We start from the raw sequence: 25,190 nt of genomic DNA on the forward strand, positions 1-25,190 counted from the left end.
AACCCAATGAAAAAAGTAACCATTAACGACCTTATCAAGTGCAAACAAGAAGGCCGTAAATTCGCGACGTCGACAGCTTATGATGCGAGCTTTGCTCAATTATTCGAAAGCCAAGAGGTCCCTGTATTACTTGTCGGTGATTCACTAGGCATGGTTTTACAAGGCCAAACTGACACATTGCCAGTGACAGTCGACGAAATTGCTTACCACACTCGCTCAGTGCGTGCTGGTAGCCCAAACTGTCTTCTTATGGCTGATATGCCGTTCATGAGCTATGCCACACCTGAGCAAGCTTGTGAGAGCGCTGCAACCATAATGCGTGCTGGTGCAAACATGGTTAAAATCGAAGGCGGAAGCTGGTTGGTTGATACCGTGAAGATGCTAACAGAGCGCGCGGTTCCCGTGTGTGCTCACTTGGGATTAACACCTCAATCAGTGAACATCTTTGGTGGTTACAAAGTTCAAGGCCGTGACGACGAACAAGCGGACAAAATGGTTGCTGATGCTCTAGCTCTGCAAAATGCTGGCGCTCAAATTGTATTACTTGAATGTGTTCCGGCATCATTAGCCAAACGCATTACTGAAGCTTGTGATGTACCAGTGATTGGTATTGGCGCAGGCAACGTTACCGATGGTCAGATCTTAGTGATGCATGACATGTTCGGTATCTCTGCGACTTATATGCCAAAGTTCTCTAAGAATTTCTTAGCGGAAACAGGCGATATGCGTAAAGCCGTCGCTCTATACAAAGAAGAAGTAGAGAGCGCGCGTTTCCCTGATGAAGCTCATACAATAGCTTAGGAGTTACTATGCAAACTTTTGCTGAAATAGCGGCTCTTCGCGAGCAGATTAAACAGTTTAAGCGTGATGGACGTACCGTTGCTTTTGTACCAACAATGGGAAACCTTCATGAAGGCCACCTGACGCTGGTAAAGAAAGCGCGTGAATTAGCAGACATTGTTGTGGTGAGCATTTTTGTTAACCCAATGCAGTTTGACCGTGCCGACGACCTGAACAATTACCCTCGAACGTTAGAAGCTGATTTAAGCAAACTAACAGGCGAAGGTGTTGAGCTTGTGTTTACTCCAACGCCAGAAGTGATGTACCCAGATGGACTAGACAAACAGACGTTTGTTGAAGTACCTGGTATTTCGCACATGCTTGAAGGGGCATCTCGCCCAGGCCACTTCCGTGGTGTGGCGACGATTGTTGCTAAGCTATTTAATATCGTTCAGCCAGACTTTGCATGCTTCGGCGAGAAAGACTTCCAACAGCTTGCGGTCATTAGTCATATGACGACGGATCTTGCTTTAGATATCCAAATTATCGGCGTACCAACCGTTCGTGAGATGGATGGACTTGCGATGAGCTCTCGCAATAGCAACCTGACTATCGACGAACGCCAGCGCGCACCTGTACTTGCTCGTACTATGCGTTGGATCAGTAGTGCTATTCGTGGCGGCCGTGACGATTACGCATCTGTCATTGAAGACGCAACCGACCAACTTCGAGCTGCAGACCTGCAACCTGATGAGATTTTCATTTGCGATGCTAAAACGCTGCAAGCCATCACTTCAGAATCGACTCAAGCGGTTATCTTAATGTCAGCTTTCTTAGGTAAGACTCGTCTTATCGACAACCAAGTTCTCGATTTGGTCACGGAAACGAAAGAAGAAGTGAAAGAAGAAACGGCGGAATAATCGCTCTCTTCTCGAAATGCGAAACAAAAACACAAAACGCAAAACGCAAAACGCAAAACGCAAAACATAAAAAAGGTCGATGTAATATCGACCTTTTTCTTTGCCTGTCATTCCAAGACTTACAAGGAAGACATTAGCTACGCAAGCCGATGCCCTTAGTCACTAGATAGTGTGCAACACCATACAGCGCTACGATAAACACACCCAATACAGTAAACGACGTTACAATACCAACATCAGACACTCCCAAGAAGCCATATCTGAATGCGTTAACCATGTACACAATTGGGTTCAGTTTCGACACACCTTGCCAAAATTCAGGCAATAGACTGATCGAGTAAAACACCCCCCCAAGGTATGTTAACGGTGTCAGAATAAACGTTGGGATAATAGAAATATCGTCGAACGTGCGTGCAAATACAGCGTTGATTAAGCCACCCAGAGCGAACACAATCGACGTTAGAAATACAGTCGCAATAATCACGCCCCAATGATCAACTTGCAAGTCGACAAAGAAAAGCGATACGAATGTGACTATGGTACCCACTAACAAGCCACGCACTACACCGCCCATCACGAAACCAGCAATAATCACATAGTTAGGAACTGGCGCTACAAGCAGCTCTTCAATGTTCTTCTGGAATTTAGCACTAAAAAACGACGAAGCGACGTTAGAGTATGAGTTCGTGATCACCGACATCATGATCAAACCCGGCACAATATATTCCATGTAACTAAAGCCGTTCATTTCACCGATACGAGCACCAATTAGGTTACCGAAAATGATGAAGTAAAGCGTCATAGTGATCGCAGGTGGAACCAGAGTTTGCACCCAAATTCGAGTGAATCTGTTCACCTCTTTGGTCAACAAGCTACAAAAGGCTGTCCAATATAATTTATGCATATTACTTGCTCCCCTCACGCACAATGCTCACAAATAGCTCTTCTAGACGGTTCGCTTTATTACGCATAGAAAGGACTTTTACCTGTTGCTCTGTCAGTTGAGCAAAGATAGCGTTCAAACCTAGGTTCTTGTCGATTTCGATCTCTAGCGAACCATTGACCATTACTTGGCTATTGACGCCATCAAGCTTAGGCTCTGCAGTGCCCTCTTCAAGATCTAGAATAAACGTCTCAGCACTTAACTTACCCAGCAGTGCTTTCATGGTCGTATTCTCAATCAACTCGCCACGGTTAATAATACCGATATTGCGACACAGCATTTCCGCTTCTTCTAGGTAGTGCGTGGTCAAGATAATGGTAATACCCTGCTTCTCGTTGATCTCTTTCAGGAATTCCCACATAGAACGACGCAGCTCAATATCAACACCCGCTGTTGGTTCATCAAGGATCAGCAAATGAGGTTCATGCATCAGTGCGCGAGCAATCATCAAACGACGCTTCATACCACCAGACAAGTTACGCGCACGTTCGCCACGTTTTTCCCACAAATCGAGTTGAGATAGGTACTTTTTCGCGCGTTCTTTAGCAAGAGTTTTAGTCACGCCGTAATAACCCGCTTGTTGCAGCACAATCTGCTCAACGGTTTCGAACGGGTTAAAGTTAAACTCTTGCGGTACTAAGCCTAAGTTCTGTTTCGCTAACTCCAGATCGGTATCAATGTCGTAACCGAACACGTTAACCTTGCCGGATGTTTTGTTAACCAGAGAAGAAATAACGCCAATGGTCGTAGATTTACCCGCACCATTTGGACCAAGAAGCGCGTAAAAGTCGCCCTTTTTCACTTGTAAACTGATGCCTTTGAGAGCCTCAAAGCCCCCAGCATAAGTTTTTCTTAATTGCTCAATTTCTAATGCATACATAGAGATAGACTGCCATTTGCGATAGATAGATGTTGATGACCGAGTATGAGGAAGAGAGTGAAACTTAAAACGAGCTAGTTGAACCTAACTCAAAACTTGTTTACTCGGCCATTTTGCAAGCAAGTTTATCGTTGATTAACGATTAATACAAATGCCGAGTGAGAGTTTCTTTCGAAAGCGAACAAGGATATTAGCTATGTGAAAACCAATTCAGTGTTCAGTAAACATAAAAATGCCGTTAAGTTATTCACTTAACGGCATTAATCACAAATACTAGATTTGGCGTCTATAACTGATTCATGTCAGATTATTGCTGAAAATTAAACTGACTCAAATTGATGTTCATCTCTATCAACATAGCTTGTTGCAGCTGTCAGGGCTTCATATCTGAATCGATAGGTGTTGGATTCCGGCACAAGATCAAGCACATGGAATTTCTCTAATTGCTGACGGGTATTCTCGTTTGGACACAACAGATAAACCTCACATTCAGCATCGAGGGCATCTTTGATTGCGTTTTCTAGTGCGAGGCCGACCGTCACGTCAATCATTGGCACATCCGTCAGATCTAAGATCATCGCTTCGTAATCAGAGATGCTTGAGTGCTGACGCGATATCGCCTTAGAAACACTAAAAATCATCGGTCCAGAAAGATAGAAGAACAAAACTTTACCATTAGCGGTATCTAACAACTGACGTTCGCTGTCCGTCAGCGGGATATCGTCTTCGTCATCACCATCACTGATAGATTTAACTTGTCTGGCTTGTTCACGACTCAAACGTTCAATAATCAGGATGTTCGATATAAAGACACCAAGTCCAACGGCAATAATCAAATCAACAAATACGGTCAGGAGCATCACGCCATACATCACCCCCATACCCGCATAACTCACCTTGTGTGCGCGCTGAATAAAACTCCAATCAAGAATATTGAAGCCGACATACATGGCGATACCCGCAAGCACAGCCATTGGGATCGGTTCGGTCAAACCACCCGCGACTAATACAACTAACGCTAAAACTAGCGCTCGAATAACACCTGAAAGTGGAGAACGAGCACCTACTTGGATATTCGTGACCGTACCCATCGTAGCGCCTGCGCCCGGCAAAGCGCCGAACAAGCCAGAAATCATATTAGCGATGCCTTGTCCGCGAAGTTCCTTATCAGAGTCATGCTCTTTACGGGTTAATGAGTCCCCTATCACCGCGGTAAGCAGCGTATCGATACAACCTAACGTACCTAGCACCAAGGCATCGATTACCATGGTTGTGAACAGTTCAGGGCTAATCGTTGGAATAACTAAAGAAGGTAAGCCAGCCGGGATTTCACCAATACGACGAATAGAATCCGTATCGAAGATAATGACCGATAATAGGGTCACTGCAACTAGGGCCACCAATTGTGCAGGGACATACTTACGGTATTTAGTCGGAAAACCAAAAAGGATACCGAGCGTTAATACACCTAAAAACAGCTCGCTGAACTTCAGATTTGCCAGCGTATCGGGAAGCGCAGAAAGCGTCCCCATCACGCCACCTGATGGTGCTGCGTGTCCTAACAATGGAGACAGTTGCAAGATAATCAGAATAACGCCAATACCTGACATAAAGCCGGAGATCACGCTATATGGCATCAAAGTAACGTATTTACCGAGCTTTAATGTCCCAAGTAATATCTGGAATGCACCCGCCATCATCACGACGGTAAAGGTCATTGCCATTCCAGTTTCAGGATATTTAGCGACCATGCTGGTCATCACCGCCGTCATGATCACCGTCATTGGTCCGGTAGGCTCTGAGATCAAACTGCTGGAACCGCCAAATAATGCTGCAAACAGGCCAACCATAATGGCGCCCCATAAGCCCGCTTCCGCACCCGCTCCAGAAGCAACACCAAATGCTAACGCTAAAGGCAGTGAGATGATGGCTGTAGTGACACCGCCAAACATATCTCCTTTGAGATTGATATCCGCAAAACGACTTCCAAACAAAACACACCTTCCTGATGATGAAATGACAAACCTTATTACTTTAACAAATGAGTCTGTAACACAGAAAGTGTTAATTCAATCACATTATTCATGTCTTATAACCAGATACTAGCTTCTACGCTAAGTTAATGATTTTAACAGCTAGAACACGTCAGATGAGTGCGAGTTGACACAGTTTTTACGAGATTGAATTTGTAACATTGTGTATAGTTATAACTCTTAATTAAGGGACGTAAGACGCAAAATGCCAGAGATTAAACAGCTTTTTGAAAACAACTCTAAATGGTCTGAAGAAATTCGTTCTCAAAGACCAGAGTATTTTACAACGCTTGAAGAGGGTCAAAACCCTGGTTTCCTATGGATCGGCTGCTCTGATAGCCGTGTACCGGCCGAGCGTCTCACTGGTTTGTATTCTGGCGAACTGTTTGTTCATCGAAATGTAGCAAACCAAGTGGTTCATACCGACCTAAACTGCTTGTCTGTTGTGCAGTACGCCGTTGACGTACTCAAAGTTAAACACATCATTGTATGCGGTCACTATGGCTGTGGTGGTGTTAATGCAGCGATTGATAACCCTAAACTTGGCCTTATCAACAACTGGCTACTCCACATTCGCGATAACTACCTTAAGTACCGTAAGCAAATTGAATCTCTACCTCGTGAACAATGGGGCGACAAGTTGTGCGAAATTAACGTTGCAGAGCAAGTCTACAACCTTGGTAACTCAACCATCATGCAAAGCGCATGGGAACGGGGACAAGATATTGAAATCCACGGCGTAGTTTATGGTATTGGTAACGGCAAGCTACAAGACCTTGGCGTTCGTTGTTCAAGTAATGACACGTTAGAAAATAGTCACTTAGATGCGCTTGATAAAATCCTATCGTCTCCAATTCTTGGTTAATTATTAAGATTTAAACCTTATCGTTTAATCACTAGATATAAGAAAGGCTCGCATTGTGCGAGCCTTTTTGTTTGTCAGTCTTAACAGAGTAATAATTACTCTTGAGGTACAACTTTACCGATGTACGGTAGGTGACGATACTTTTGCGCGTAGTCGATGCCCACACCAACAACGAATTCGTCAGGAATTTCAAAACCAATCCACTTAGTATCTACAATCACTTCACGGCGAGAAGGCTTGTCTAACAGCGTACAAATCTCGATAGATTTAGGACCACGTAGGCTTAGAATCTCTTTCACTTTAGTCAGAGTGTTACCTGTATCGATAATGTCTTCTACAAGTAGAACGTCTTTACCTTGGATGTCGTCATCAAGGTCTTTCAAAATACGCACGTCACGTGAGCTTTCCATACCGTTGCCGTAGCTAGATGCGGTCATGAAATCCACTTGGTGGGTTAAATCGATAGCACGAGCAAGATCGGCCATAAAGACAAAAGATCCACGTAATAAGCCAACTAGAACTAGATCTTCACTACCGTTGTAATGTTCCGTGATCTGTTTACCTAGTTCATTCACTCGATCCTGAACTTCTTGCTCGGAGATCATGACTTCAACTGTATGCTTCATACTGCTCTCATTTTATTTGGTGATTGCGACAAGTGTAGACAGTTTGCCAGTGGTGCCGCTCGATTTTGTGGGTAAGTCTAGCATTGCTCAAATACCCACACCACCTTCTGGTTCGAATTTACTCATACATTCTCAACGAAGTGTGCGCTGATGCCTTGTTCAATAGTCGCTTCCTTTCACATCAATCCTGATCACGCTTTATGGATCAAGTTTGATGTAACTGCCTATAAAATAAGCTCAAAGGATTGACCATTCGCATATGCACCATTACACTCATCTTGGCTTAAATAATAATAAAATCATTAATATAAAAATTCGTTGGCAAGGAAAATAAAATGGACTCAATATCTAAGAGACCTAGAACTAGGCTTTCACCCCTAAAAAGAAAACTGCAATTGATGGAGATCGCTCTTGAAGTTTTCTCTCGTCGTGGCATTGGCCGTGGCGGTCATGCAGACATCGCAGACATTGCTCAAGTATCAGTTGCAACTGTATTTAACTACTTCCCAACCCGAGAAGACCTGGTTGATGAAGTACTTAATCACGTAGTTCGCCAATTCTCTAACTTCCTTTCAGACAATATCGACTTAGATATTCACGCAAAAGAAAACCTACATAATATTGCGACTGAAATGGTGACGTTAGTGGCTCAAGATAGCCATTGGTTAAACGTATGGTTTGAGTGGAGTGCTTCGACTCGTGATGAAGTGTGGCCTCTGTTTGTAACCACTAACCGCACTAACCAGATGTTAGTACAAAACATGTTTAGCAAAGCGATTGAACGCGGCGAAGTTTGCGACGATCACGACCCTAAACATCTTGCGAACCTATTCCACGGCATTTGTTACTCGCTATTCATCCAAGCGAAACGTGTAGATACACAAGAAGAACTTTCGACCTTGACGGATAGCTACTTGAACATGCTGTGCATTTATAAGTAGATTCGAGATTCGAGATTCGAGATTCGAGATTCGAGATTCGAGATTCGAGATTCGAGTAAATAATTTAAGGGTTGACCTAAACGGTCAACCCTTTTTTGTAGAATGGAATAGCTCTCGCATCCCGAAGCGCAGCGTACTCACATCTCGGAGTGAAACGTTCCTGTTCCTTACTTCAGACATAAAAAAGCCGCTGACGAATCAGCGGCTTTTAAAAACATTAGCGAGTGGCTAAAGAAGAATTACTTCTTCTTTTTTACTGCTTTTTTGTTTGGAAGGTCAGTGATTGAACCTTCGAATACTTCCGCAGCAAGACCAACAGACTCGTGTAGAGTTGGGTGAGCGTGGATAGTCAGTGCGATATCTTCTGCATCACAACCCATTTCGATTGCTAGGCCGATTTCGCCAAGAAGTTCACCACCGTTAGTACCAACAACAGCACCACCGATTACGCGATGAGTCTCTTTATCGAAGATCATCTTAGTCATACCGTCAGCACAGTCAGAAGCGATTGCACGACCAGAAGCAGCCCAAGGGAAAGTAGCAACTTCGTAGTTCAAGCCTTCCGCTTTCGCTTCTTTCTCAGTCTTACCTACCCAAGCAACTTCTGGCTCAGTGTACGCAATTGATGGGATTACTTTAGGATCGAAGTAGTGCTTCTTACCAGAGATAACTTCAGCAGCTACGTGACCTTCATGCACACCTTTGTGAGCAAGCATTGGTTGACCAACAACGTCACCGATCGCGTGGATGTGAGGAACGTTAGTACGCATTTGCTTATCAACATTGATGAAACCGCGCTCATCAACTTCGATACCTGCTTTTTCAGCGTCGATAAGTGCACCGTTTGGAACACGACCGATAGCAACAAGAACAGCATCGTAACGCTCAGCTTCAGCTGGTGCTTTTTTGCCTTCCATTGAAACGTAGATACCGTCTTCTTTCGCTTCAACTGCAGTCACTTTAGTTTCAAGCATTAGCTTGAACTTGTTCTTGATGCGTTTAGTGAAAACTTTAACGATGTCTTTATCCGCAGCAGGGATAACTTGATCGAACATCTCAACAACTTCAACTTTAGAACCTAGAGAGTGGTAAACCGTACCCATCTCAAGACCGATGATACCGCCGCCCATGATAAGCAGTTTTTCTGGTACTTCGTTTAGTTCTAGTGCATCCGTAGAATCCCAAATACGTGGGTCTTCATGTGGGATGAAAGGAAGTTTGATTGGGCGAGAACCCGCTGCAATGATTGCATTATCAAAGTTAATTGTTGTCGTTTCTTCGCCAACAACTTCGATGCTGTTAGGACCAGTAAACTTACCGAAACCGTTAACAACAGTAACATTACGCATCTTAGCCATACCGCCAAGACCGCCAGTCAGTTGATCAACTACTTTGTCTTTCCAGATACGAACTTTGTTGATGTCCGTTTGTGGCTCGCCGAATACAACGCCGTGCTCTGCCATCGCTTTTGCTTCTTCAATTACTTTAGATACGTGAAGAAGTGCTTTTGATGGAATACAACCAACGTTTAGACATACACCACCAAGAGTGCTGTAACGTTCAACTAGTACTGTTTCTAGACCTAAATCCGCACAACGGAATGCCGCTGAGTAGCCAGCAGGACCTGAACCAAGTACAACAACTTGGGCTTTAATTTCTTTGCTCATTGTGACCTCTTGTAGTCATTATCCCTAACAGGCTGAGTAGATGTTCTTAAAATTATTGGGCTTTCAAACAGGAAACATTTTACAGAGATGTTAACAGTGTGAAAGTAGCTTTAAGTTAGCCTGTGAGCTAGACAACAATTCCCCCGCAGTTTATGAGAAATGCCGGAAACTGTTCTCTAAAAATAGTCTTTATATAAAGAATTAAGGTGACCCGAAAGTCACCTTAATAATTACTTTCTCAATTACAGTACTAGACGACGAATGTCAGATAGTGCGCTGTTTAGGAAAGTAATGAAGCGTGCACCTTCAGCACCATCGATCACACGGTGATCGTATGATAGAGACAGTGGAAGCTGTAGACGTGGTTGGAACTCTTTACCATTCCAAACTGGCTTAATCTCAGACTTAGATACACCTAAGATACCTACTTCTGGAGCATTTACGATTGGAGTAAATGCAGTACCGCCAATACCACCAAGGCTAGAGATTGTGAAACAACCGCCTTGCATGTCTGCTGCTGTTAGCTTACCAGAGCGTGCTTTCTTAGAAACAACCATTAGTTCTTCAGATAGCTCGTAAATACCTTTCTTGTTCACGTCTTTGAAAACAGGAACAACTAGGCCGTTTGGTGTATCAACTGCGATACCCACGTTTACGTACTTCTTAAGAATGATGCTTTCGCCATCGTCAGATAGAGACGAGTTGAATGCAGGGAATGCTTCTAGCGCTTTAGCAACAGCTTTCATGATGAACACAAGTGGAGTGATCTTCATACCAGTGTCTTTCTTCGCTTCGATTGCATTCTGTTCTTTACGGAATGCTTCTAGCTCAGTGATGTCTGCGTTGTCCCACTGTGTAACGTGCGGGATCATTACCCAGTTACGGTGCAGGTTAGCGCCAGAGATCTTCTTAATCTTAGAAAGCTTCTGAACTTCAGTTTCGCCGAACTTGCTGAAGTCAACTTTTGGCCACGGTAGTAGACCAAGAGCAGAACCGTCGCCGCCTTTGCCAGATGCTGCAGCACCAGACTCTAGACGCTTAAGTGCATCTTTAACGTAAGACTGAACATCTTCTTTAAGGATACGGCTCTTACGACCAGTACCTTTAACCTTAGAAAGGTTAACGCCAAATTCGCGAGCAAGACGACGAACAACTGGAGAAGCGTGCGCGTAGTCACCGTTCTCTTGGAAGTCGCCAGCTGCTGGAGCTACTGCTTCTGCTTTAGGTGCAGGTGCTGCTGCCGGAGCTGCTGCTTGTGCTGGAGCCGCTACTGCTACTGGAGCTGCGCCTTCAACAACGAAAGTCATGATTGAAGAGCCTGTTGACACTTTGTCGCCAGCTGCAATCTTGATTTCTTTTACTGTACCAGCGAATGGTGCAGGCACTTCCATTGAAGCTTTGTCGCCTTCAACAGTAATTAGAGATTGCTCTTCTTCTACTGTATCGCCAACCGCTACCATGATTTCAGTAACTTCTACTTCGTCGCCACCGATATCTGGAACGTTCACTTCTTTCTCAGCAGATGCTGCTGGAGCCGCTGCAACTGGTGCCACCACTGGAGCAGGAGCTGCTGCAACTGGAGCGCCAGAACCTGCCACTTCAAATACCATCACTAGAGAACCAGTAGATACTGAATCACCAGAAGCGATCTTGATTTCTTTAACGATACCAGCGAATGGTGCAGGTACTTCCATTGAAGCCTTATCACCTTCAACAGTAAGAAGAGATTGCTCTTCTTCTACTGCGTCGCCGATAGCTACCATGATTTCAGTTACTTCAACTTCATCACCGCCGATATCAGGAACGTGAACTTCTTTAAGCTCAGCTGCCGCTGCAGGAGCAGCTGCAACTGGTGCCGCTGCTTCAACTGCTGGCGCAGCCGGTGCTGCTGCAGCACCTTCCGCTTCGAAGATCATGATAAGAGAACCAGTAGAAACAGAATCACCTTCTGAAATCTTGATTTCTTTAACGATACCCGCTTGAGACGCAGGAACTTCCATTGAAGCTTTGTCGCCTTCAACAGTGATCAGTGACTGTTCTTCTTCAACCTTGTCGCCAACGTTTACAAGAATCTCAGTTACTTCAACCTCGTCAGCACCGATGTCTGGTACATTAATTTCGATTGTCATTGTATTTACCTACCTTAATGCCAGTCTTATGCGTATTGCGGGTTAGTTTTTTCAGTGTCGATATCGAACTTAGCAATTGCTTCAGCAACAACAGACTTCTCGATATCACCACGTTTAGCCAGTTCAGTTAGAGCTGCAACTACGATGTAGCCAGCATTAACTTCGAAGTGACGACGTAGGTTTGCACGGCTGTCAGAACGGCCGAAACCATCTGTACCAAGTACTTTGTAAGACTCAGTTGGCATGTACGCACGTACTTGCTCAGCGTAGTTCTTCATGTAGTCAGTCACTGCGATTGCAGGTTCTTTACCAAGAACAGTCGTGATGTACGGTACTTTCTCTTCAGCTTCTGGGTGAAGCATGTTGTCACGCTCTACCGCTTGGCCGTCACGAGTTAGTTCGTTGAACGACGTTACAGAGAATACGTCAGATGCTACGCCATACTCTTCGCTTAGAATTTCAGCGGCTTTACGCGCTTCGTTCATGATAGTACCAGAGCTCATTAGTTGAACTTTGCCCTTAGCACCAGCGTGAGATTCAAGCTTGTAGATACCCTTACGAATGCCTTCTTCAGCGCCTTCTGGCATTGCTGGCATTGCGTAGTTCTCGTTCATTACTGTTAGGTAGTAGTAAACGTTCTCTTGGTTCTCACCGTACATGCGACGGATACCGTCTTGCATGATAACCGCTAGCTCGTAAGCAAACGTTGGGTCGTAAGAGATACAGTTAGGGATCGTGTTCGCTTGAATGTGCGAGTGACCATCTTCGTGCTGTAGACCTTCACCATTCAGTGTTGTACGACCTGCAGTAGCACCTAGTAGGAAGCCACGAGCTTGTTGGTCGCCTGCTAACCAAGCCATGTCGCCAATACGTTGGAAACCGAACATTGAGTAGTAGATGTAGAACGGGATCATTGGTAGATCGTTTGTGCTGTATGAAGTTGCAGCAGCAACCCATGAAGCCATAGAACCTAGTTCGTTGATACCTTCTTGAAGAACTTGACCAGACGTTGCTTCTTTGTAGTAAGAAACGATGCCTTTATCTTCAGGTGTGTATTCTTGACCGTGTGGGTTGTAGATACCAACCTGACGGAATAGACCTTCCATACCGAATGTACGAGCTTCATCACAGATGATAGGAACGATGTTCTTACCGATGTTCTTATCTTTAAGAAGGATGTTTAGCGTACGTACATAAGCCATAGTTGTAGAGATATCACGCTTCTGCTCACCTAGTAGAGGTGCGAATGCGTCTAGCTCAGGAACCTTGAACTCTTGAGTAAACTTAGGAAGACGTGCAGGTGTGTAACCGTGTAGAGCGTTACGACGAGCGTGCATGTATTCGTATTCAGCAGAACCTTCTTCCAGTTTTAGGTATGGAAGTTCAGCGATTTTCTCATCTGATAGTAGGTCTTCTAGGCCTAGGCGATCACGTAGGTGTTGAACATGAGTCATGTCCATTTTCTTAACACCGTGTGCAATGTTCTTACCTTCAGCTGCGTCACCCATGCCGTAACCTTTAACAGTCTTAGCTAAGATTACAGTTGGCTTACCGTTTGTTTCTTTTGCATTGTTGAATGCAGCAAACAGTTTAGAAGAATCGTGACCACCACGCTTAAGAGCGAAGATTTCGTCATCAGTCATGTCTGCAACTAGTGCAGCTGTTTCTGGGTACTTACCAAAGAAGTGCTCACGTACGTATGCGCCATCTTTAGATTTGAATGTTTGGTAGTCACCATCGATAGTTTCGTTCATTAGTTGAAGAAGCTTACCAGTCGTGTCTTTAGCCAGTAGAGAATCCCAGTTGCTACCCCAGATAACTTTAACAACGTTCCAACCTGCGCCTTTGAATAGGCCTTCAAGTTCTTGAATGATGCTGCCGTTACCCATTACAGGGCCATCTAGACGCTGTAGGTTACAGTTGATTAGGAAACATAGGTTGTCTAGCTTCTCACGCGCAGCGAAAGAGATAGCACCACGTGATTCTGGCTCATCCATCTCACCGTCACCTAGGAACGCGTATACGCGTTGCGCTGAAGTTTCTTTCAGGCCACGGCCGTCAAGGTACTTAAGGAAGCGCGCTTGGTAGATCGCAGAGATTGGACCAAGACCCATAGATACAGTAGGGAACTGCCAGAACTCAGGCATCAGTTTCGGGTGCGGGTAAGAAGGGATACCTTTACCATCAACTTCTTGACGGAAGTTATCTAGCTGTTCTTCAGTTAGACGACCTTCAACGAATGCACGAGAGTAGATACCTGGAGAGATGTGACCTTGGTAATAAACTAGATCGCCACCGTCCGTCTCATTTGGAGCACGGAAGAAGTGGTTGAAACATACTTCGTAGAACGCTGCAGCTGACTGGTAAGAAGCCATGTGACCACCAAGGTCTAGGTCTTTCTTAGAAGCACGCAATACGATCATGATTGCGTTCCAGCGAATAATCGAACGAATACGACGCTCAAGAGTTACGTCACCAGGGTAAGCTGGCTCTTGTGCTGCTGGAATTGTGTTGATGTAGTTTGTGTTGATGCCTGTAGCCATATCAACACCATCTAAACGCGCTTTATCTAGAACTTGTTCTAGTAAAAACTGTGCACGTTCTACACCTTCTTCACGTACTACTGACTCAAGAGCTTCTAACCAATCTTGAGTTTCCAGAGCATCAACGTCATGCTTCATGTCAGACATGGCGATCTATCCTTTTTGTTAGTTGGATTCTACTAAACACGTAAAAAGCCGAAGTATTACGGCTATTTACCCTGTTGGATTCGACGTAAAGAACGTTCGCGGCGCGATTCTTCTTTGGTCAAATCCATCAATGTTTCTTCGATGTAAGCTAAATGAGAGTGTGACATTTCACGAGCCTGTTCTGGCTGTCCTGAAACGATCGCATCCACAATGTTAGCTCGATGTATACTCACTTTCTCCACAACGTCTTTACGACGATGCAACAGCTTTAAATTTTCTAAGACGTTTTGTTCGAGTAACGGAGCCAAGCTACGAACAATGTGCAATAACACCACATTGTGTGCTGCCTCTGTTAAAGCAATAAGAAAAGCCATCACCGCTGCAGATTCGGCTTCAATATCACCTTTATCCTGCGCACCGCGAATTTTTTCTTGGCATGCTTGAATTCGAGCAAAGTCTTCATCAGTGCCACGCAATGCCGCGAAGTAAGCCGAAATCCCTTCCATCGCATGACGCGATTCCAACAAGTCTAGTTGGGTTTCAGAATGGGAGGACAACAAATTAAGCAAAGGATCTGAAAAGCTTTTCCAGATATTTTCACTAACAAACGTACCTCCACCTTGACGGCGAGTAAGCAAGCGTTTTGCTTCTAAACGTTGTATCGCTTCTCGGATTGAAGGACGAGACACATCGAACTGTTTCGCCAGTTCGCGCTCAGGCGGCAGCTGCTGCCCTGGAGCCAGTGTTCCTTCCACTATCAACCTTTCTAACTCTTGTTCGATAACGTCCGAGAGTTTTGGCTGACGAATCCTTTGATAAGCCATAGTTTGTTGTTCTTCTTTTTCTTCGCTGACAATTGGTAATACCAATTTTAAGTTGGGCAGAAATTAACATAATTAAAACGCCACTGTCCAGTCTAAAGTTGACCTGCATCATAGAACGCAGTGTGAATTAACCACGATTTAACAAATGAGATTTAAAACAGCAACCAAATTGGTCTTACCATTTACAGGGGTAATACTTTTGGGGAGTATTCGTGCTAGAAAGTTTCAGGATAAAAATGAATTGTTTCAGAAAGATTAGCGCCACTTGATTAAAAATCGAACCAAGTGCACATTAGAGGCAGAAATTCTGTTCATAAGTCTTAACATTAGAGCGTTTGATAAGCTCGTCACACTCTCGATTTATTGATGCTCACCGCCCGACCACTTCCTTTACAAAAGCACAACAAAAATTCACAAACAATTATGCTCATCATTGATTATCTAGAGCCCTTCAATGAGCAAAGCCTTATTGTGAATTCGAATTTAGAAGCTCAGTTGACCTTGATATTTCTTCCAATCAAACACCAAACCGGGGTCAGTTTTCCGTAGCGGGGCTATGTATTGATGGCCAGTGATACGCTGACGCGTAATCTGCGGGAACGTCGACATCAATGTATTCGTCAATTGAGTCAAAGATTGATATTGCTGCTCGGTATAAGCAACAAAGTCACTGCCTTCCAATTCAATGCCAATCGAGTAGTCATTACACCTTTCACGGCCAGAAAAGCTCGATTGACCCGCATGCCAAGCTCGGTCTAAGAAAGAAACGAACTGCACCACTTCCCCATCGCGACGAATCAAGCAATGTGCCGAAACGCCCATTTGATGAACCACCTTAAAAAACGGATGCTCAGCGGGGTCGAGTTTTCCCGTAAAAAAACTGTTCGATGTAAGGCCCACCAAATTGACCCGGTGGTAAACTGATATTGTGAACCACCAGCAAAGAGATATCGTCCCCCTTTGGCCTTGCATCAAAATAAGGGGAAGGAACATGCCGAGCGTTGTCATACCATCCGTTGGAGCTGATCGTCATCTTAGTCTCACTTTCTTTTCTGCTAGCACAATAAGATGTGACCTTGCCCATAGAGCAGTCGCGCTAGCCTCTTTAATTTGAAGTTAAGCAAGAGTATCATTCCATTCCCACTCCCTTTCAAGATTAGATTTGCGATGAAAAACACACATAACAGCCACCAACGCCTTGATTACTTAAAAGAGCAACTGCCGCTAGAGATCACTCGCTCAGTGGCTGAGACCATCAAAGAAGATCTAGGCGGAACGTTAGATCCAGCGGCTGATATCACGGCAAGTCTAATTCCCGCAGACGCAATCAACAGCGCAACCATCATTACGCGTGAGCACGGTGTGTTCTGTGGTAAAGCTTGGGCTGATGAAGTGTTTAAGCAGTTGGGCGGAGAAGTGACTATCGAGTGGAACGTAGAAGATGGCGACAAAGTTGAACCAAACCAAACGCTTTGTAGCTTAACTGGCCCAGCACGTGCACTATTAACTGGCGAGCGTAATGCAATGAACTTCATTCAAACGCTATCTGGCTGTGCGACTACAACAGCAATCTACGCAGACAAAGTTAAGCACACAGAATGCCGCCTATTAGACACTCGTAAAACAATTCCAGGCCTTCGCAGCGCACTAAAATACGCTGTTGCTTGTGGTGGCGGTTTCAACCACCGTATTGGCGTTTTTGATGCTTACCTAATTAAAGAAAACCACATCATTGCATGTGGTGGCATTGAGAAAGCTATCTCTACAGCAAAAGAGCTGAACCCAGGTAAACCTGTAGAAGTAGAAACAGAGAGCCTAGCAGAGCTAGAGCAAGCCATCAGCGCTGGCGCAGACATCATCATGCTAGACAACTTCACCACAGACATGATGCGTGAAGCCGTGAAAATCAACGCCGGTCGTGCTGCATTAGAAAACTCAGGTAATGTCACTCTAGACACTATCGCAGAGTTCGCTGAAACGGGTGTTGATTACATCTCTGTTGGTGCACTCACTAAGCACTTAAAAGCGATGGATTTATCAATGAGATTCAAAGCTTAATCTATTGAAATATAAATAACTTATTCATAAAGGCATGGTTAACTACCGTGCTTTTTTATTGCCTAAACTATCAGTATTTCAATCACTTATTTAAGTTGATCGCATAAATTTGCGCGCTATATGAAACACCACACTAATAAATACAAAACCACTCGCGACCACACTTGATTACCATTCCACTTCCCCATTCCGGCTTCTATTCTTTCCATCAACCAGTGCTTGCGCTGAAACAAACTAAATAATGGAATAGAACAATGAATAACAAAAGTAAAAGAACAAATCAGAAAGGTTTCACGCTAATTGAGTTGATGATTGTAGTAGCCGTGATTGGGGTTCTTTCTGCTATTGCGGTACCTCAATATCAAGATTACGTAAAGAAAAGTGCTTTGGGTGCAGCTTTAGCTTCCGTAACTGCATATAAAACAAATATCGAAGATTCAATCGCGTTTGAAAATGAATTCCCGGCAATTTCAGCCGCATTTGGTATTGGTACTATTAACTCTACATCTGCCGCGATCACAACAACCGGACAAAACACAATAGTTGCAACAGTCACCGAAGGCGCAGGGGAAAATGCCACTGTAACGTTAACTAGACAAAATGCTACCGGCGAATGGTCATGTGCCCATAACCAAAGCCCAATTAATTTAACAGGTTGCTCATAAGTGCTAACCAACCTCCCAACCGTTCTCCGTCAGGCTGACTTACTCAGCCTGACTCAAGAACAAGCCGTTGCGGAACATGTACATGCTTCAGGCGTTTCTACGCCTGAAGCTTTACTTGTTCTAGACATCTTCACCGGCGAGAGTCTCGCAAATAACATTCACGCCATCTTCGGCTTGCCGTTGGTACAACTTGGCAATACGGACTATGAAGCTTTATGCGAACAGTTAGGGCTTCGTGAGCTGATCACCAAGTATCGCGCCATTCCAATTTCAGTTTCTAGCTCAACTCTTACACTCGCTTCAGCCGATCCAACCGACTTACAAGCTGAAGATGATTTCCGCTTTGCGACGGGATTACAAATCGAATTAGTTGTCGCTAACTACTCTGAACTAGAAGGCGCAATACGAAAGCTGTATGGACGCTCTATTTCTGGGCAAGACTCCAAGCGTAAAGAGATCACCCAAGATGAACTCGCCAACCTAGTTGAAGTCTCTGACGATGAGATGACTTCAATTGAAGACCTCAGCCAAGACGACTCCCCTGTCAGCCGTTTTATCAATCAAATACTGGTTGATGCGGTGCGTAAAGGCGCTTCCGATATCCACTTCGAACCTTATGAAGAAAACTATCGTGTGCGCTTACGTTGCGATGGCATCCTTGTTGAAATACAACAGCCCGCTTCTCATTTAAGTCGCCGTTTATCTGCTCGTTTAAAGATCCTCGCTAAACTGGATATTGCCGAACGTCGCTTGCCTCAAGATGGTCGTATCAAGTTGCGGCTAAACGATGAACTGGCGATTGATATGCGTGTATCTACGCTGCCAACCTTGTGGGGTGAGAAGATCGTTCTTCGTCTTCTAGATAGCAGCGCTGCTAATCTAGATATCGATAAGTTGGGTTACAGCGAGGATCAAAAAGCACTCTATCTCAATGCATTGAAGCGCCCACAAGGAATGATCTTAATGACCGGCCCAACCGGCAGTGGTAAAACCGTTTCTCTCTACACTGGCCTTCGGGTACTTAACACCACAGAGCGCAACATCTCAACAGCTGAAGATCCGGTCGAGATCAATCTATGTGGTATCAATCAAGTTCAAGTCGCACCCAAAATCGGTTTTGGGTTTGCTGAAGCATTGCGATCATTTTTACGACAAGATCCCGATGTGGTGATGGTGGGGGAGATCCGCGATTTAGAAACCGCAGAGATCGCGATCAAAGCATCGCAAACCGGTCACCTAGTCCTTTCGACATTGCACACCAACTCCGCCGCAGAAACCGTGACTCGATTGGCTCACATGGGAATTGAACCCTTTAATCTTGCTTCATCATTAAGCCTGATTATCGCCCAACGACTGGCAAGACGATTGTGCAATCACTGTAAAGCCGCTGACGACTCTCCGGACATATTTCTGCGTCACTCTATCCCTAACAACCAAACGATCTACAAAGCCAATCCTCAGGGGTGTAATGAGTGTAATCAGGGATACTCTGGGCGAGTGGGCATCTATGAAGTTATGCCGTTTAGCGACCAACTGAAAAGCAGCCTAATCGACAAACCGAACGCGTTAGCCATTGAAAACTTGGCGCGCCGAGAAGGCATGCGAACACTGCAAGAATCAGGGCTAGATAAATTGCTGGAAGGCACCACCAGCTATCAAGAACTACAACGTGTTCTGTACCTATAATTCACGGAGCGAAAATGAGTAGTAAAAACAAACAATCACAACTAAAAAACTACCATTGGAAGGGAATAAACAGCTCCGGAAAGAAAGTATCAGGGCAGACCTTAGCATTGACGGAATTAGAGGTACGAGAAAAGCTCAAAGACCAGCATATCCAAATAAAGAAAATCAAAAAGAAGAGCATTTCAGCACTGACTCGTTTAACGCACCGAGTTAAGGCCAAAGACATTACCGTGTTAACTCGGCAACTCGCGACCATGTTGGCAACGGGTGTTCCTATCGTGCAGGCCATCAAGTTAGTATCAGACAACCATCGTAAAGCTGAGATGAAATCTATCTTGTCGCACATCTGTAAAGGCGTGGAAGCAGGTACTCCGATTTCAAAAGCCATGCGCACCGCAAGCCGTCACTTTGATGAACTGTATACCGACTTAGTTGCGACGGGAGAACTCTCAGGTAACCTAGCGCAAGTGTTTGAACGTTTAGCGACATACCGTGAAAAGAGTGAGCAACTAAAGTCTAAGGTTATAAAGGCTCTCATCTACCCAGCAATGGTTGTTGCGGTCGCCCTTACCGTTTCCTATTTAATGCTGACCATGGTCATTCCTGAGTTTGAATCGATGTTTTCTGGTTTCGGAGCAGACTTACCTTGGTTCACTCAGCAAGTGCTTTATCTTTCCCACTGGATGCAGGCCTACAGTTTCTATACTGCTATCGGTATTGGTTTATTATTCCTATCCATTCAGCAACTGCGTCAGCGATCTTATTCAATTCGACTTTCAACCAGTCGTCTTGGTTTACGCTTTCCTATCTTGGGTGCTGTCATCACTAAGGCATCAATTGCAAAGTTCAGCCGGACGCTCTCAACCAGTTTTAGTTCTGGGATTCCCATCTTAACGAGCCTAAAAACCACAGCGAAAACGGCGGGTAATCTGCATTATGAATCGGCAATCATCGAGGTTCACCGTGAGACTGCCGCAGGCATGCCGATGTACATTGCAATGCGCAATACCAATGCCTTTCCGGAGATGGTTTTGCAGATGGTAATGATTGGAGAAGAGTCAGGAAACCTCGATGATATGCTCAATAAAGTCGCTTCCATTTACGAGTTTGAAGTAGACAACACCGTCGATAATCTAGGTAAAATTCTCGAACCACTGATTATTGTCTTTTTGGGTACCGTTGTTGGTGGCCTTGTTGTCGCGATGTACTTACCGATCTTTAATCTTATGAGTGTGTTAGGATAGCCAAAAGCAACTAAACACCCATGAGTAGCCAATCTCTACTCATATAGATCAAGTGGTAAAAGGACACTATGGAAGTATTTCACTACTATCCTTGGCTATTCCCCGTATTAGCTTTCATTTTTAGCCTTCTTATCGGCAGTTTTCTCAACGTCGTCATACACCGTTTACCGATTATGATGGAACGAGAATGGCAACAAGAGTGCTCGGAATATTTCTCTCAATACAAAATCCCGGCACCTGAAGGGAAGTTTAACCTAAGCATTCCTCGTTCGACTTGTCCGAAATGTGAAACCCAATTAAGAATCATCGACAATATCCCAGTATTGAGCTGGTTGTTCTTAAAGGGTAAATGTCACAGTTGTGCGAATCCAATCAGTGCTCGCTACCCTTTGGTTGAACTGCTTACTGCAATCCTTTGTACCGTAGTCGCTAGCCATTTTGGTTTCAGTTACTACGCTATCGCCCTGATCTTTTTCACATTTGCATTAATTACCGCAACCTTTATCGATCTCGATACCATGCTGCTGCCTGATCAAATTACCTTACCTTTAGTTTGGTCTGGTATCGCTCTCGCTCTGTTTAACGTCAGTCCGGTATCGCTTCAAGATTCTGTGATTGGCGCAATGGCAGGCTACCTAGCCTTGTGGTCGGTTTATTGGCTGTTCAAGCTTCTAACAGGCAAAGAAGGCATGGGTTACGGTGATTTCAAACTTCTGGCTGCGCTTGGTGCATGGCTTGGCTGGCAACACCTACCAATGATCATCCTTTTATCGTCGCTGGTCGGTTTGGTTTTCGGCTTGATTCAACTTCGCTTGAAACAACAAGGCATAGATAAAGCCTTCCCATTTGGCCCATACCTAGCGATTGCTGGTTGGGTAAGCCTATTGTGGGGCAATGACATCATGAGTTGGTATTTCACTTCTGTTTTAGGGATTTAATCATGGCAATCATTATCGGATTAAGTGGTGGTATCGCCAGTGGCAAAACCACGGTAGCCAACCTATTCCATGAGCATTTCAATATTGATATTGTCGATGCTGATATCGTGGCACGCGAAGTGGTGGCGTTGGGCAGTGAAGGTCTAAAACAGATTGCTACTCATTTTGGTGAAGAGGTATTGCTCAAAGATGGAGCGCTAAACCGAGCTAAACTGCGCGAAGTGATCTTCACTGATCCCACAGAAAAACAATGGCTCAATGAACTGCTTCATCCAATGATCCGCGACAAAATTGACAGTGACCTGTCTAAAGTCACATCCCCTTATGCTTTATTAGTCGCACCGCTATTGGTTGAAAACCAAATGCAAGGTATGGCCGATCGCGTTTTAATCGTTGATGTGCCGGCAGAAGTACAAATAGAACGCACAATGAGTCGTGACAATGTTTCAAAAGAACAGGTTACAGCAATTTTAAAGTCACAAGCTTCAAGAGAACAGCGCTTAGCGGTTGCAGATGACGTGATTAAAAACCATACTAAAAACCAAGAACTTTTGCCTCAAATCACAGATTTACATCAAAAGTATCTGGCAATCAGTACAGTAGATGGGTCAGAATAGAACTATGTTGAATGAAGGTTTGCTTGATGATCACCCATAAATTTGAACATCCTCTAAATGAGAAAACAAGAATCTACTTAAGAGTTGAATCACTCTTGAGGCAGCTCCACCTGTCTTCTACATTTTCTGATGCTCAACAGTATCAACTCTTTTTCCGTTCAATCTTTGATCTGATTGAAATATTCGAACAGATCCAACTTAAGAGTGAACTGGCGAAAGACATTGAGAAACAACGTGTAACCTACAAGAGTTGGTTAGATGTTGAAGGTGTCGATCAAGAGATGTTAACGTCATTACTCAATGATATTGGCAATATCTATCGCGAACTGATGCAGGCCGAACGTTTTGGGCAATCCCTAAAAGAAGACCGTTTCCTGAGCGCGATTCGTCAACGCTTTAATTTACCCGGTGGTTCGTGCTGCTTTGATTTACCCGCACTGCATTATTGGCTGCACCTACCTCTCGATAAAAAAATGAGAGATGCCAAAGCATGGATGGACAGCCTACAACCGCTCTATGAAGCGCTGACACTGTGGTTAAAGCTCACCAGAGAGACTGGTCACTTTAAAGAGCAAATAGCTCGTGCTGGCTTCTTCCAGAGCGATGCTGATGAAGCAAATATCCTTCGTCTTTCTATTCCAATGCAATACGGCGCCTACCCGATGATCTCAGGCCATAAGAACCGTTTTGCAGTTAAGTTCATGAGTTTTGAAACCGGCCAAGCCTGTACTCAAGATATCGAATTTGAATTGGCTATCTGCACCTAATTAATTTCCTTTTATAGTTTGGCTTGAGTCCTCACTCGAGCCTAAACTCAGTATTATTACACCTTCAAATTAAGAATCACTATGTCGAAAAAAATCACCATCGTAAAATGCCCTCAATGTAATACCGACGTTGAATGGGGCGAACAAAGCCCACATCGCCCGTTTTGCAGCAAGCAATGTCAGATGATTGATTTCGGTGAATGGGCAGACGAAGAGAACAGCATCGCTGGCGCACCAGACATGTCAGATAGCGATGGTTGGTCGGAAGACCCGCACTAAGCGAGTAGCGAGTAGCGAGTAGCGAGTAATTTTTGAAGGGTTGACGTTTTACGTCAATCCTTTTTTATTGCCTATAACACGGCGCTACCAGAGATTCCCTACTCCTTCCTTCGCCAGTCTAGGGAATGACGGTTATTGTCCCTACGGGATTCTATTAGCCACAGCCTTCCTACTGGGCCTCTACCCCAATAAGTCTTCATCATCCAATGCCAGATTCCGGTTACCCATTCGTCATTCTCAAGAGTGAGGAACGAACGAGTTGGGGATCTAATGACTTCGAACTAAATCATATACCTAGCTCTGGGGCAGATTTCCGACGATATGCTCACGTATGACACTCTTCTCGATATCCCAAGAGCGAGAAACGAGCGAGTTGGGGATCTCTTATCAGCGAAACTCTAAATAACAGGTACAAAAAAGCGGAACCAAATGGCTCCGCTTTTATCGATAGAATGCAAAAAGAATTACTTCTTAGTAAGCTTCTCTTTAATACGAGCTGACTTACCAGAACGCTCACGTAGGTAGTACAACTTGGCACGACGTACTGCACCACGGCGTTTAACTTCGATGCTATCAACCATTGGAGAGTGAGTTTGGAACGCACGCTCTACGCCTTCACCGTTCGAGATCTTACGAACTGTGAATGCAGAGTGTAGACCACGGTTACGAATAGCGATTACAACGCCTTCGAAAGCCTGTAGACGCTCACGGTCACCTTCTTTTACCTTAACCTTAACTACAACAGTGTCACCTGGTGCGAATTTAGGAAGGTCTGATTTTAGTTGCTCTTCTTCAAGAGCCTTGATGATGTTGCTCATTTGTATAAATTCCTAGAATAAACTGATACTAAATTTAATAGGTTACTGCTTGCTTTTCGTTAAGAGCGTTGCTCTTTAATGAATTCAGCCAGTAATTGTTCCTGTTCGTCAGTCAGAGCTAGGTTTTCCAGGAGTTCTGGTCTTCTTAGCCAAGTTCGGCCCAACGATTGTTTCAATCGCCAGCGACGAATGTCCTTATGGTTTCCAGACTTGAGTACCGAAGGTACATCTTTATCGTCTAGCACCTCAGGGCGCGTATAATGGGGACAATCTAGCAAACCATTTGCAAAAGAATCTTCTTCTGCTGATGCGAAATCTCCAAGTACACCCGGAACAAACCGAGAGACTGAATCAATCAACGTCATGGCTGGCAACTCACCACCCGTCATCACAAAATCTCCAATCGACCATTCTTCGTCGACTTCAGATTGAATGATGCGCTCATCTACCCCTTCATAGCGACCACAAATAAGAAGCAAGTTCTCGTTTGTTGCCAGCTCTTCAACACCTTGTTGGTCGAGTTTACGACCTTGAGGTGAAAGGTAGATAACCTTCGTCTTTCCCGGTGCTGCCTGTTTGGCTGTTTGGATAGCGTCGCGCAAAGGCTGAACCATCATTAACATGCCAGGACCACCACCGTAAGGTCTGTCATCAACAGTGCGATGTTTATCATGAGTGAAATCACGAGGATTCCATGTCTCAATAGATAAAAGACCTTTTTTAACCGCTTGACCTGTTACTCCAAAATCAGTAACAGAACGGAACATTTCAGGAAAAAGGCTAATAATGCCAACCCACATGTGTTCTCTCGCTCTGTAAT

General features: G+C 44.5%; 22 protein-coding genes and 1 pseudogene. 12 read left to right on the plus strand and 11 right to left on the minus strand.

Annotation, left to right across the window (positions count from 1 at the left end; all coding sequences use genetic code 11):
- The first annotated feature begins 6 nt into the window (after positions 1-6).
- Positions 7-801 (plus strand): 3-methyl-2-oxobutanoate hydroxymethyltransferase, encoded by a 795-nt coding sequence (gene panB / locus QWZ07_RS19425; protein WP_065102976.1) that lies wholly within the window; start codon positions 7-9, stop codon positions 799-801.
- Positions 802-809: 8 nt separating this feature from the next.
- The gene (gene panC, locus QWZ07_RS19430) at positions 810-1,700 is read left to right on the plus strand and encodes a pantoate--beta-alanine ligase (RefSeq protein ID WP_017106898.1); all 891 of its coding nucleotides are present in this window, start codon (positions 810-812) and stop codon (positions 1,698-1,700) included.
- A 133-nt stretch (positions 1,701-1,833) separates the two neighbouring features.
- On the opposite strand, the gene QWZ07_RS19435 is transcribed toward panC, so the two are convergent.
- From QWZ07_RS19435 to QWZ07_RS19445, 3 genes are all read right to left on the minus strand, one after another.
- Positions 1,834-2,604, minus strand: coding sequence for an ABC transporter permease (locus tag QWZ07_RS19435; RefSeq protein WP_029223246.1), 771 nt, complete (start codon positions 2,602-2,604; stop codon positions 1,834-1,836).
- Position 2,605: 1 nt separating this feature from the next.
- Positions 2,606-3,523 carry an ABC transporter ATP-binding protein gene (locus QWZ07_RS19440; RefSeq protein ID WP_192852298.1) on the minus strand — a complete coding sequence of 306 codons (918 nt, stop codon included), beginning with the start codon at positions 3,521-3,523 and terminating at the stop codon, positions 2,606-2,608.
- A 320-nt stretch (positions 3,524-3,843) separates the two neighbouring features.
- Positions 3,844-5,475, minus strand: coding sequence for a SulP family inorganic anion transporter (locus tag QWZ07_RS19445; RefSeq protein WP_170960678.1), 1,632 nt, complete (start codon positions 5,473-5,475; stop codon positions 3,844-3,846).
- 286 nt (positions 5,476-5,761) lie between these two features.
- Between QWZ07_RS19445 and can the strand changes: the two genes are divergently transcribed.
- Positions 5,762-6,421 (plus strand): carbonate dehydratase, encoded by a 660-nt coding sequence (gene can / locus QWZ07_RS19450; RefSeq protein ID WP_017108722.1) that lies wholly within the window; start codon positions 5,762-5,764, stop codon positions 6,419-6,421.
- Positions 6,422-6,516: 95 nt separating this feature from the next.
- On the opposite strand, the gene hpt is transcribed toward can, so the two are convergent.
- Complete coding sequence (hpt, locus tag QWZ07_RS19455) at positions 6,517-7,047, minus strand: hypoxanthine phosphoribosyltransferase (protein WP_010435974.1); 531 nt, start codon at positions 7,045-7,047, stop codon at positions 6,517-6,519.
- 335 nt (positions 7,048-7,382) lie between these two features.
- On the opposite strand from hpt, the gene QWZ07_RS19460 reads away from it, so the two are divergent.
- Positions 7,383-7,988: a LuxR/HapR/OpaR family quorum-sensing transcriptional regulator gene (locus tag QWZ07_RS19460; RefSeq protein WP_017108721.1), complete on the plus strand. Its 606-nt coding sequence runs from the start codon at positions 7,383-7,385 to the stop codon at positions 7,986-7,988.
- Positions 7,989-8,227: 239 nt separating this feature from the next.
- Here QWZ07_RS19460 and lpdA read toward each other — a convergent pair whose 3' ends face one another.
- From lpdA to ampD, 5 genes and pseudogenes are all read right to left on the minus strand, one after another.
- Positions 8,228-9,655: a dihydrolipoyl dehydrogenase gene (gene lpdA / locus QWZ07_RS19465; protein ID WP_017106891.1), complete on the minus strand. Its 1,428-nt coding sequence runs from the start codon at positions 9,653-9,655 to the stop codon at positions 8,228-8,230.
- Between the two features lie 242 nt (positions 9,656-9,897).
- Entirely contained in the window at positions 9,898-11,784 is a 1,887-nt protein-coding gene (gene aceF, locus QWZ07_RS19470) for a pyruvate dehydrogenase complex dihydrolipoyllysine-residue acetyltransferase (RefSeq protein WP_192852299.1), read from the minus strand.
- Between the two features lie 26 nt (positions 11,785-11,810).
- Entirely contained in the window at positions 11,811-14,474 is a 2,664-nt protein-coding gene (gene aceE, locus QWZ07_RS19475) for a pyruvate dehydrogenase (acetyl-transferring), homodimeric type (protein ID WP_017108719.1), read from the minus strand.
- Between the two features lie 62 nt (positions 14,475-14,536).
- Positions 14,537-15,298 carry a pyruvate dehydrogenase complex transcriptional repressor PdhR gene (gene pdhR, locus QWZ07_RS19480; RefSeq protein WP_009847596.1) on the minus strand — a complete coding sequence of 254 codons (762 nt, stop codon included), beginning with the start codon at positions 15,296-15,298 and terminating at the stop codon, positions 14,537-14,539.
- A 483-nt stretch (positions 15,299-15,781) separates the two neighbouring features.
- Positions 15,782-16,382: pseudogene (gene ampD / locus QWZ07_RS19485) on the minus strand (1,6-anhydro-N-acetylmuramyl-L-alanine amidase AmpD).
- 83 nt (positions 16,383-16,465) lie between these two features.
- Between ampD and nadC the strand changes: the two are divergent.
- The 8 genes from nadC to yacG all read left to right on the plus strand — a co-directional run bounded on the left by nadC (position 16,466) and on the right by yacG (position 23,552).
- Positions 16,466-17,356 carry a carboxylating nicotinate-nucleotide diphosphorylase gene (gene nadC / locus QWZ07_RS19490; RefSeq protein ID WP_017079961.1) on the plus strand — a complete coding sequence of 297 codons (891 nt, stop codon included), beginning with the start codon at positions 16,466-16,468 and terminating at the stop codon, positions 17,354-17,356.
- 254 nt (positions 17,357-17,610) lie between these two features.
- On the plus strand, positions 17,611-18,021 hold the full coding sequence (locus QWZ07_RS19495; RefSeq protein ID WP_192852301.1) for a pilin: 411 nt from the start codon (positions 17,611-17,613) through the stop codon (positions 18,019-18,021).
- Complete coding sequence (pilB, locus tag QWZ07_RS19500; RefSeq protein ID WP_192852302.1) at positions 18,022-19,707, plus strand: type IV-A pilus assembly ATPase PilB; 1,686 nt, start codon at positions 18,022-18,024, stop codon at positions 19,705-19,707.
- 14 nt (positions 19,708-19,721) lie between these two features.
- Positions 19,722-20,951, plus strand: a complete 1,230-nt coding sequence (locus QWZ07_RS19505; protein WP_102267283.1) for a type II secretion system F family protein — start codon at positions 19,722-19,724, stop codon at positions 20,949-20,951.
- A gap of 68 nt (positions 20,952-21,019) precedes the next feature.
- Positions 21,020-21,889, plus strand: coding sequence for a prepilin peptidase (locus QWZ07_RS19510; protein WP_192852303.1), 870 nt, complete (start codon positions 21,020-21,022; stop codon positions 21,887-21,889).
- Between the two features lie 2 nt (positions 21,890-21,891).
- Positions 21,892-22,506, plus strand: a complete 615-nt coding sequence (gene coaE / locus QWZ07_RS19515; RefSeq protein WP_192852304.1) for a dephospho-CoA kinase — start codon at positions 21,892-21,894, stop codon at positions 22,504-22,506.
- Between the two features lie 26 nt (positions 22,507-22,532).
- Complete coding sequence (zapD, locus tag QWZ07_RS19520) at positions 22,533-23,273, plus strand: cell division protein ZapD (RefSeq protein ID WP_017108712.1); 741 nt, start codon at positions 22,533-22,535, stop codon at positions 23,271-23,273.
- An 81-nt stretch (positions 23,274-23,354) separates the two neighbouring features.
- Complete coding sequence (yacG, locus tag QWZ07_RS19525; RefSeq protein ID WP_017056605.1) at positions 23,355-23,552, plus strand: DNA gyrase inhibitor YacG; 198 nt, start codon at positions 23,355-23,357, stop codon at positions 23,550-23,552.
- 464 nt (positions 23,553-24,016) lie between these two features.
- On the opposite strand, the gene rplS is transcribed toward yacG, so the two are convergent.
- Complete coding sequence (gene rplS / locus QWZ07_RS19530; RefSeq protein ID WP_009847607.1) at positions 24,017-24,370, minus strand: 50S ribosomal protein L19; 354 nt, start codon at positions 24,368-24,370, stop codon at positions 24,017-24,019.
- Between the two features lie 59 nt (positions 24,371-24,429).
- Complete coding sequence (gene trmD / locus QWZ07_RS19535) at positions 24,430-25,170, minus strand: tRNA (guanosine(37)-N1)-methyltransferase TrmD (protein ID WP_009847608.1); 741 nt, start codon at positions 25,168-25,170, stop codon at positions 24,430-24,432.
- Positions 25,171-25,190: the final 20 nt, after the last annotated feature.

Source organism: Vibrio lentus (assembly GCF_030409755.1).
Taxonomy (GTDB): domain Bacteria; phylum Pseudomonadota; class Gammaproteobacteria; order Enterobacterales; family Vibrionaceae; genus Vibrio; species Vibrio lentus.

Excerpts from the sequence above, each read along its gene's own strand:
- panB (WP_065102976.1), top strand. The coding sequence starts at position 7 with ATGAAAAAAGTAACCATTAACGACCTTATCAAGTGCAAACAAGAAGGC.
- panC (WP_017106898.1), top strand. The coding sequence starts at position 810 with ATGCAAACTTTTGCTGAAATAGCGGCTCTTCGCGAGCAGATTAAACAG.
- QWZ07_RS19435 (WP_029223246.1), bottom strand. The coding sequence starts at position 2,604 with ATGCATAAATTATATTGGACAGCCTTTTGTAGCTTGTTGACCAAAGAG.
- QWZ07_RS19440 (WP_192852298.1), bottom strand. The coding sequence starts at position 3,523 with ATGTATGCATTAGAAATTGAGCAATTAAGAAAAACTTATGCTGGGGGC.
- QWZ07_RS19445 (WP_170960678.1), bottom strand. The coding sequence starts at position 5,475 with ATGTTTGGCGGTGTCACTACAGCCATCATCTCACTGCCTTTAGCGTTA.
- can (WP_017108722.1), top strand. The coding sequence starts at position 5,762 with ATGCCAGAGATTAAACAGCTTTTTGAAAACAACTCTAAATGGTCTGAA.
- hpt (WP_010435974.1), bottom strand. The coding sequence starts at position 7,047 with ATGAAGCATACAGTTGAAGTCATGATCTCCGAGCAAGAAGTTCAGGAT.
- QWZ07_RS19460 (WP_017108721.1), top strand. The coding sequence starts at position 7,383 with ATGGACTCAATATCTAAGAGACCTAGAACTAGGCTTTCACCCCTAAAA.
- lpdA (WP_017106891.1), bottom strand. The coding sequence starts at position 9,655 with ATGAGCAAAGAAATTAAAGCCCAAGTTGTTGTACTTGGTTCAGGTCCT.
- aceF (WP_192852299.1), bottom strand. The coding sequence starts at position 11,784 with ATGACAATCGAAATTAATGTACCAGACATCGGTGCTGACGAGGTTGAA.
- aceE (WP_017108719.1), bottom strand. The coding sequence starts at position 14,474 with ATGTCTGACATGAAGCATGACGTTGATGCTCTGGAAACTCAAGATTGG.
- pdhR (WP_009847596.1), bottom strand. The coding sequence starts at position 15,298 with ATGGCTTATCAAAGGATTCGTCAGCCAAAACTCTCGGACGTTATCGAA.
- nadC (WP_017079961.1), top strand. The coding sequence starts at position 16,466 with ATGAAAAACACACATAACAGCCACCAACGCCTTGATTACTTAAAAGAG.
- QWZ07_RS19495 (WP_192852301.1), top strand. The coding sequence starts at position 17,611 with ATGAATAACAAAAGTAAAAGAACAAATCAGAAAGGTTTCACGCTAATT.
- QWZ07_RS19505 (WP_102267283.1), top strand. The coding sequence starts at position 19,722 with ATGAGTAGTAAAAACAAACAATCACAACTAAAAAACTACCATTGGAAG.
- QWZ07_RS19510 (WP_192852303.1), top strand. The coding sequence starts at position 21,020 with ATGGAAGTATTTCACTACTATCCTTGGCTATTCCCCGTATTAGCTTTC.
- coaE (WP_192852304.1), top strand. The coding sequence starts at position 21,892 with ATGGCAATCATTATCGGATTAAGTGGTGGTATCGCCAGTGGCAAAACC.
- zapD (WP_017108712.1), top strand. The coding sequence starts at position 22,533 with ATGATCACCCATAAATTTGAACATCCTCTAAATGAGAAAACAAGAATC.
- yacG (WP_017056605.1), top strand. The coding sequence starts at position 23,355 with ATGTCGAAAAAAATCACCATCGTAAAATGCCCTCAATGTAATACCGAC.
- rplS (WP_009847607.1), bottom strand. The coding sequence starts at position 24,370 with ATGAGCAACATCATCAAGGCTCTTGAAGAAGAGCAACTAAAATCAGAC.
- trmD (WP_009847608.1), bottom strand. The coding sequence starts at position 25,170 with ATGTGGGTTGGCATTATTAGCCTTTTTCCTGAAATGTTCCGTTCTGTT.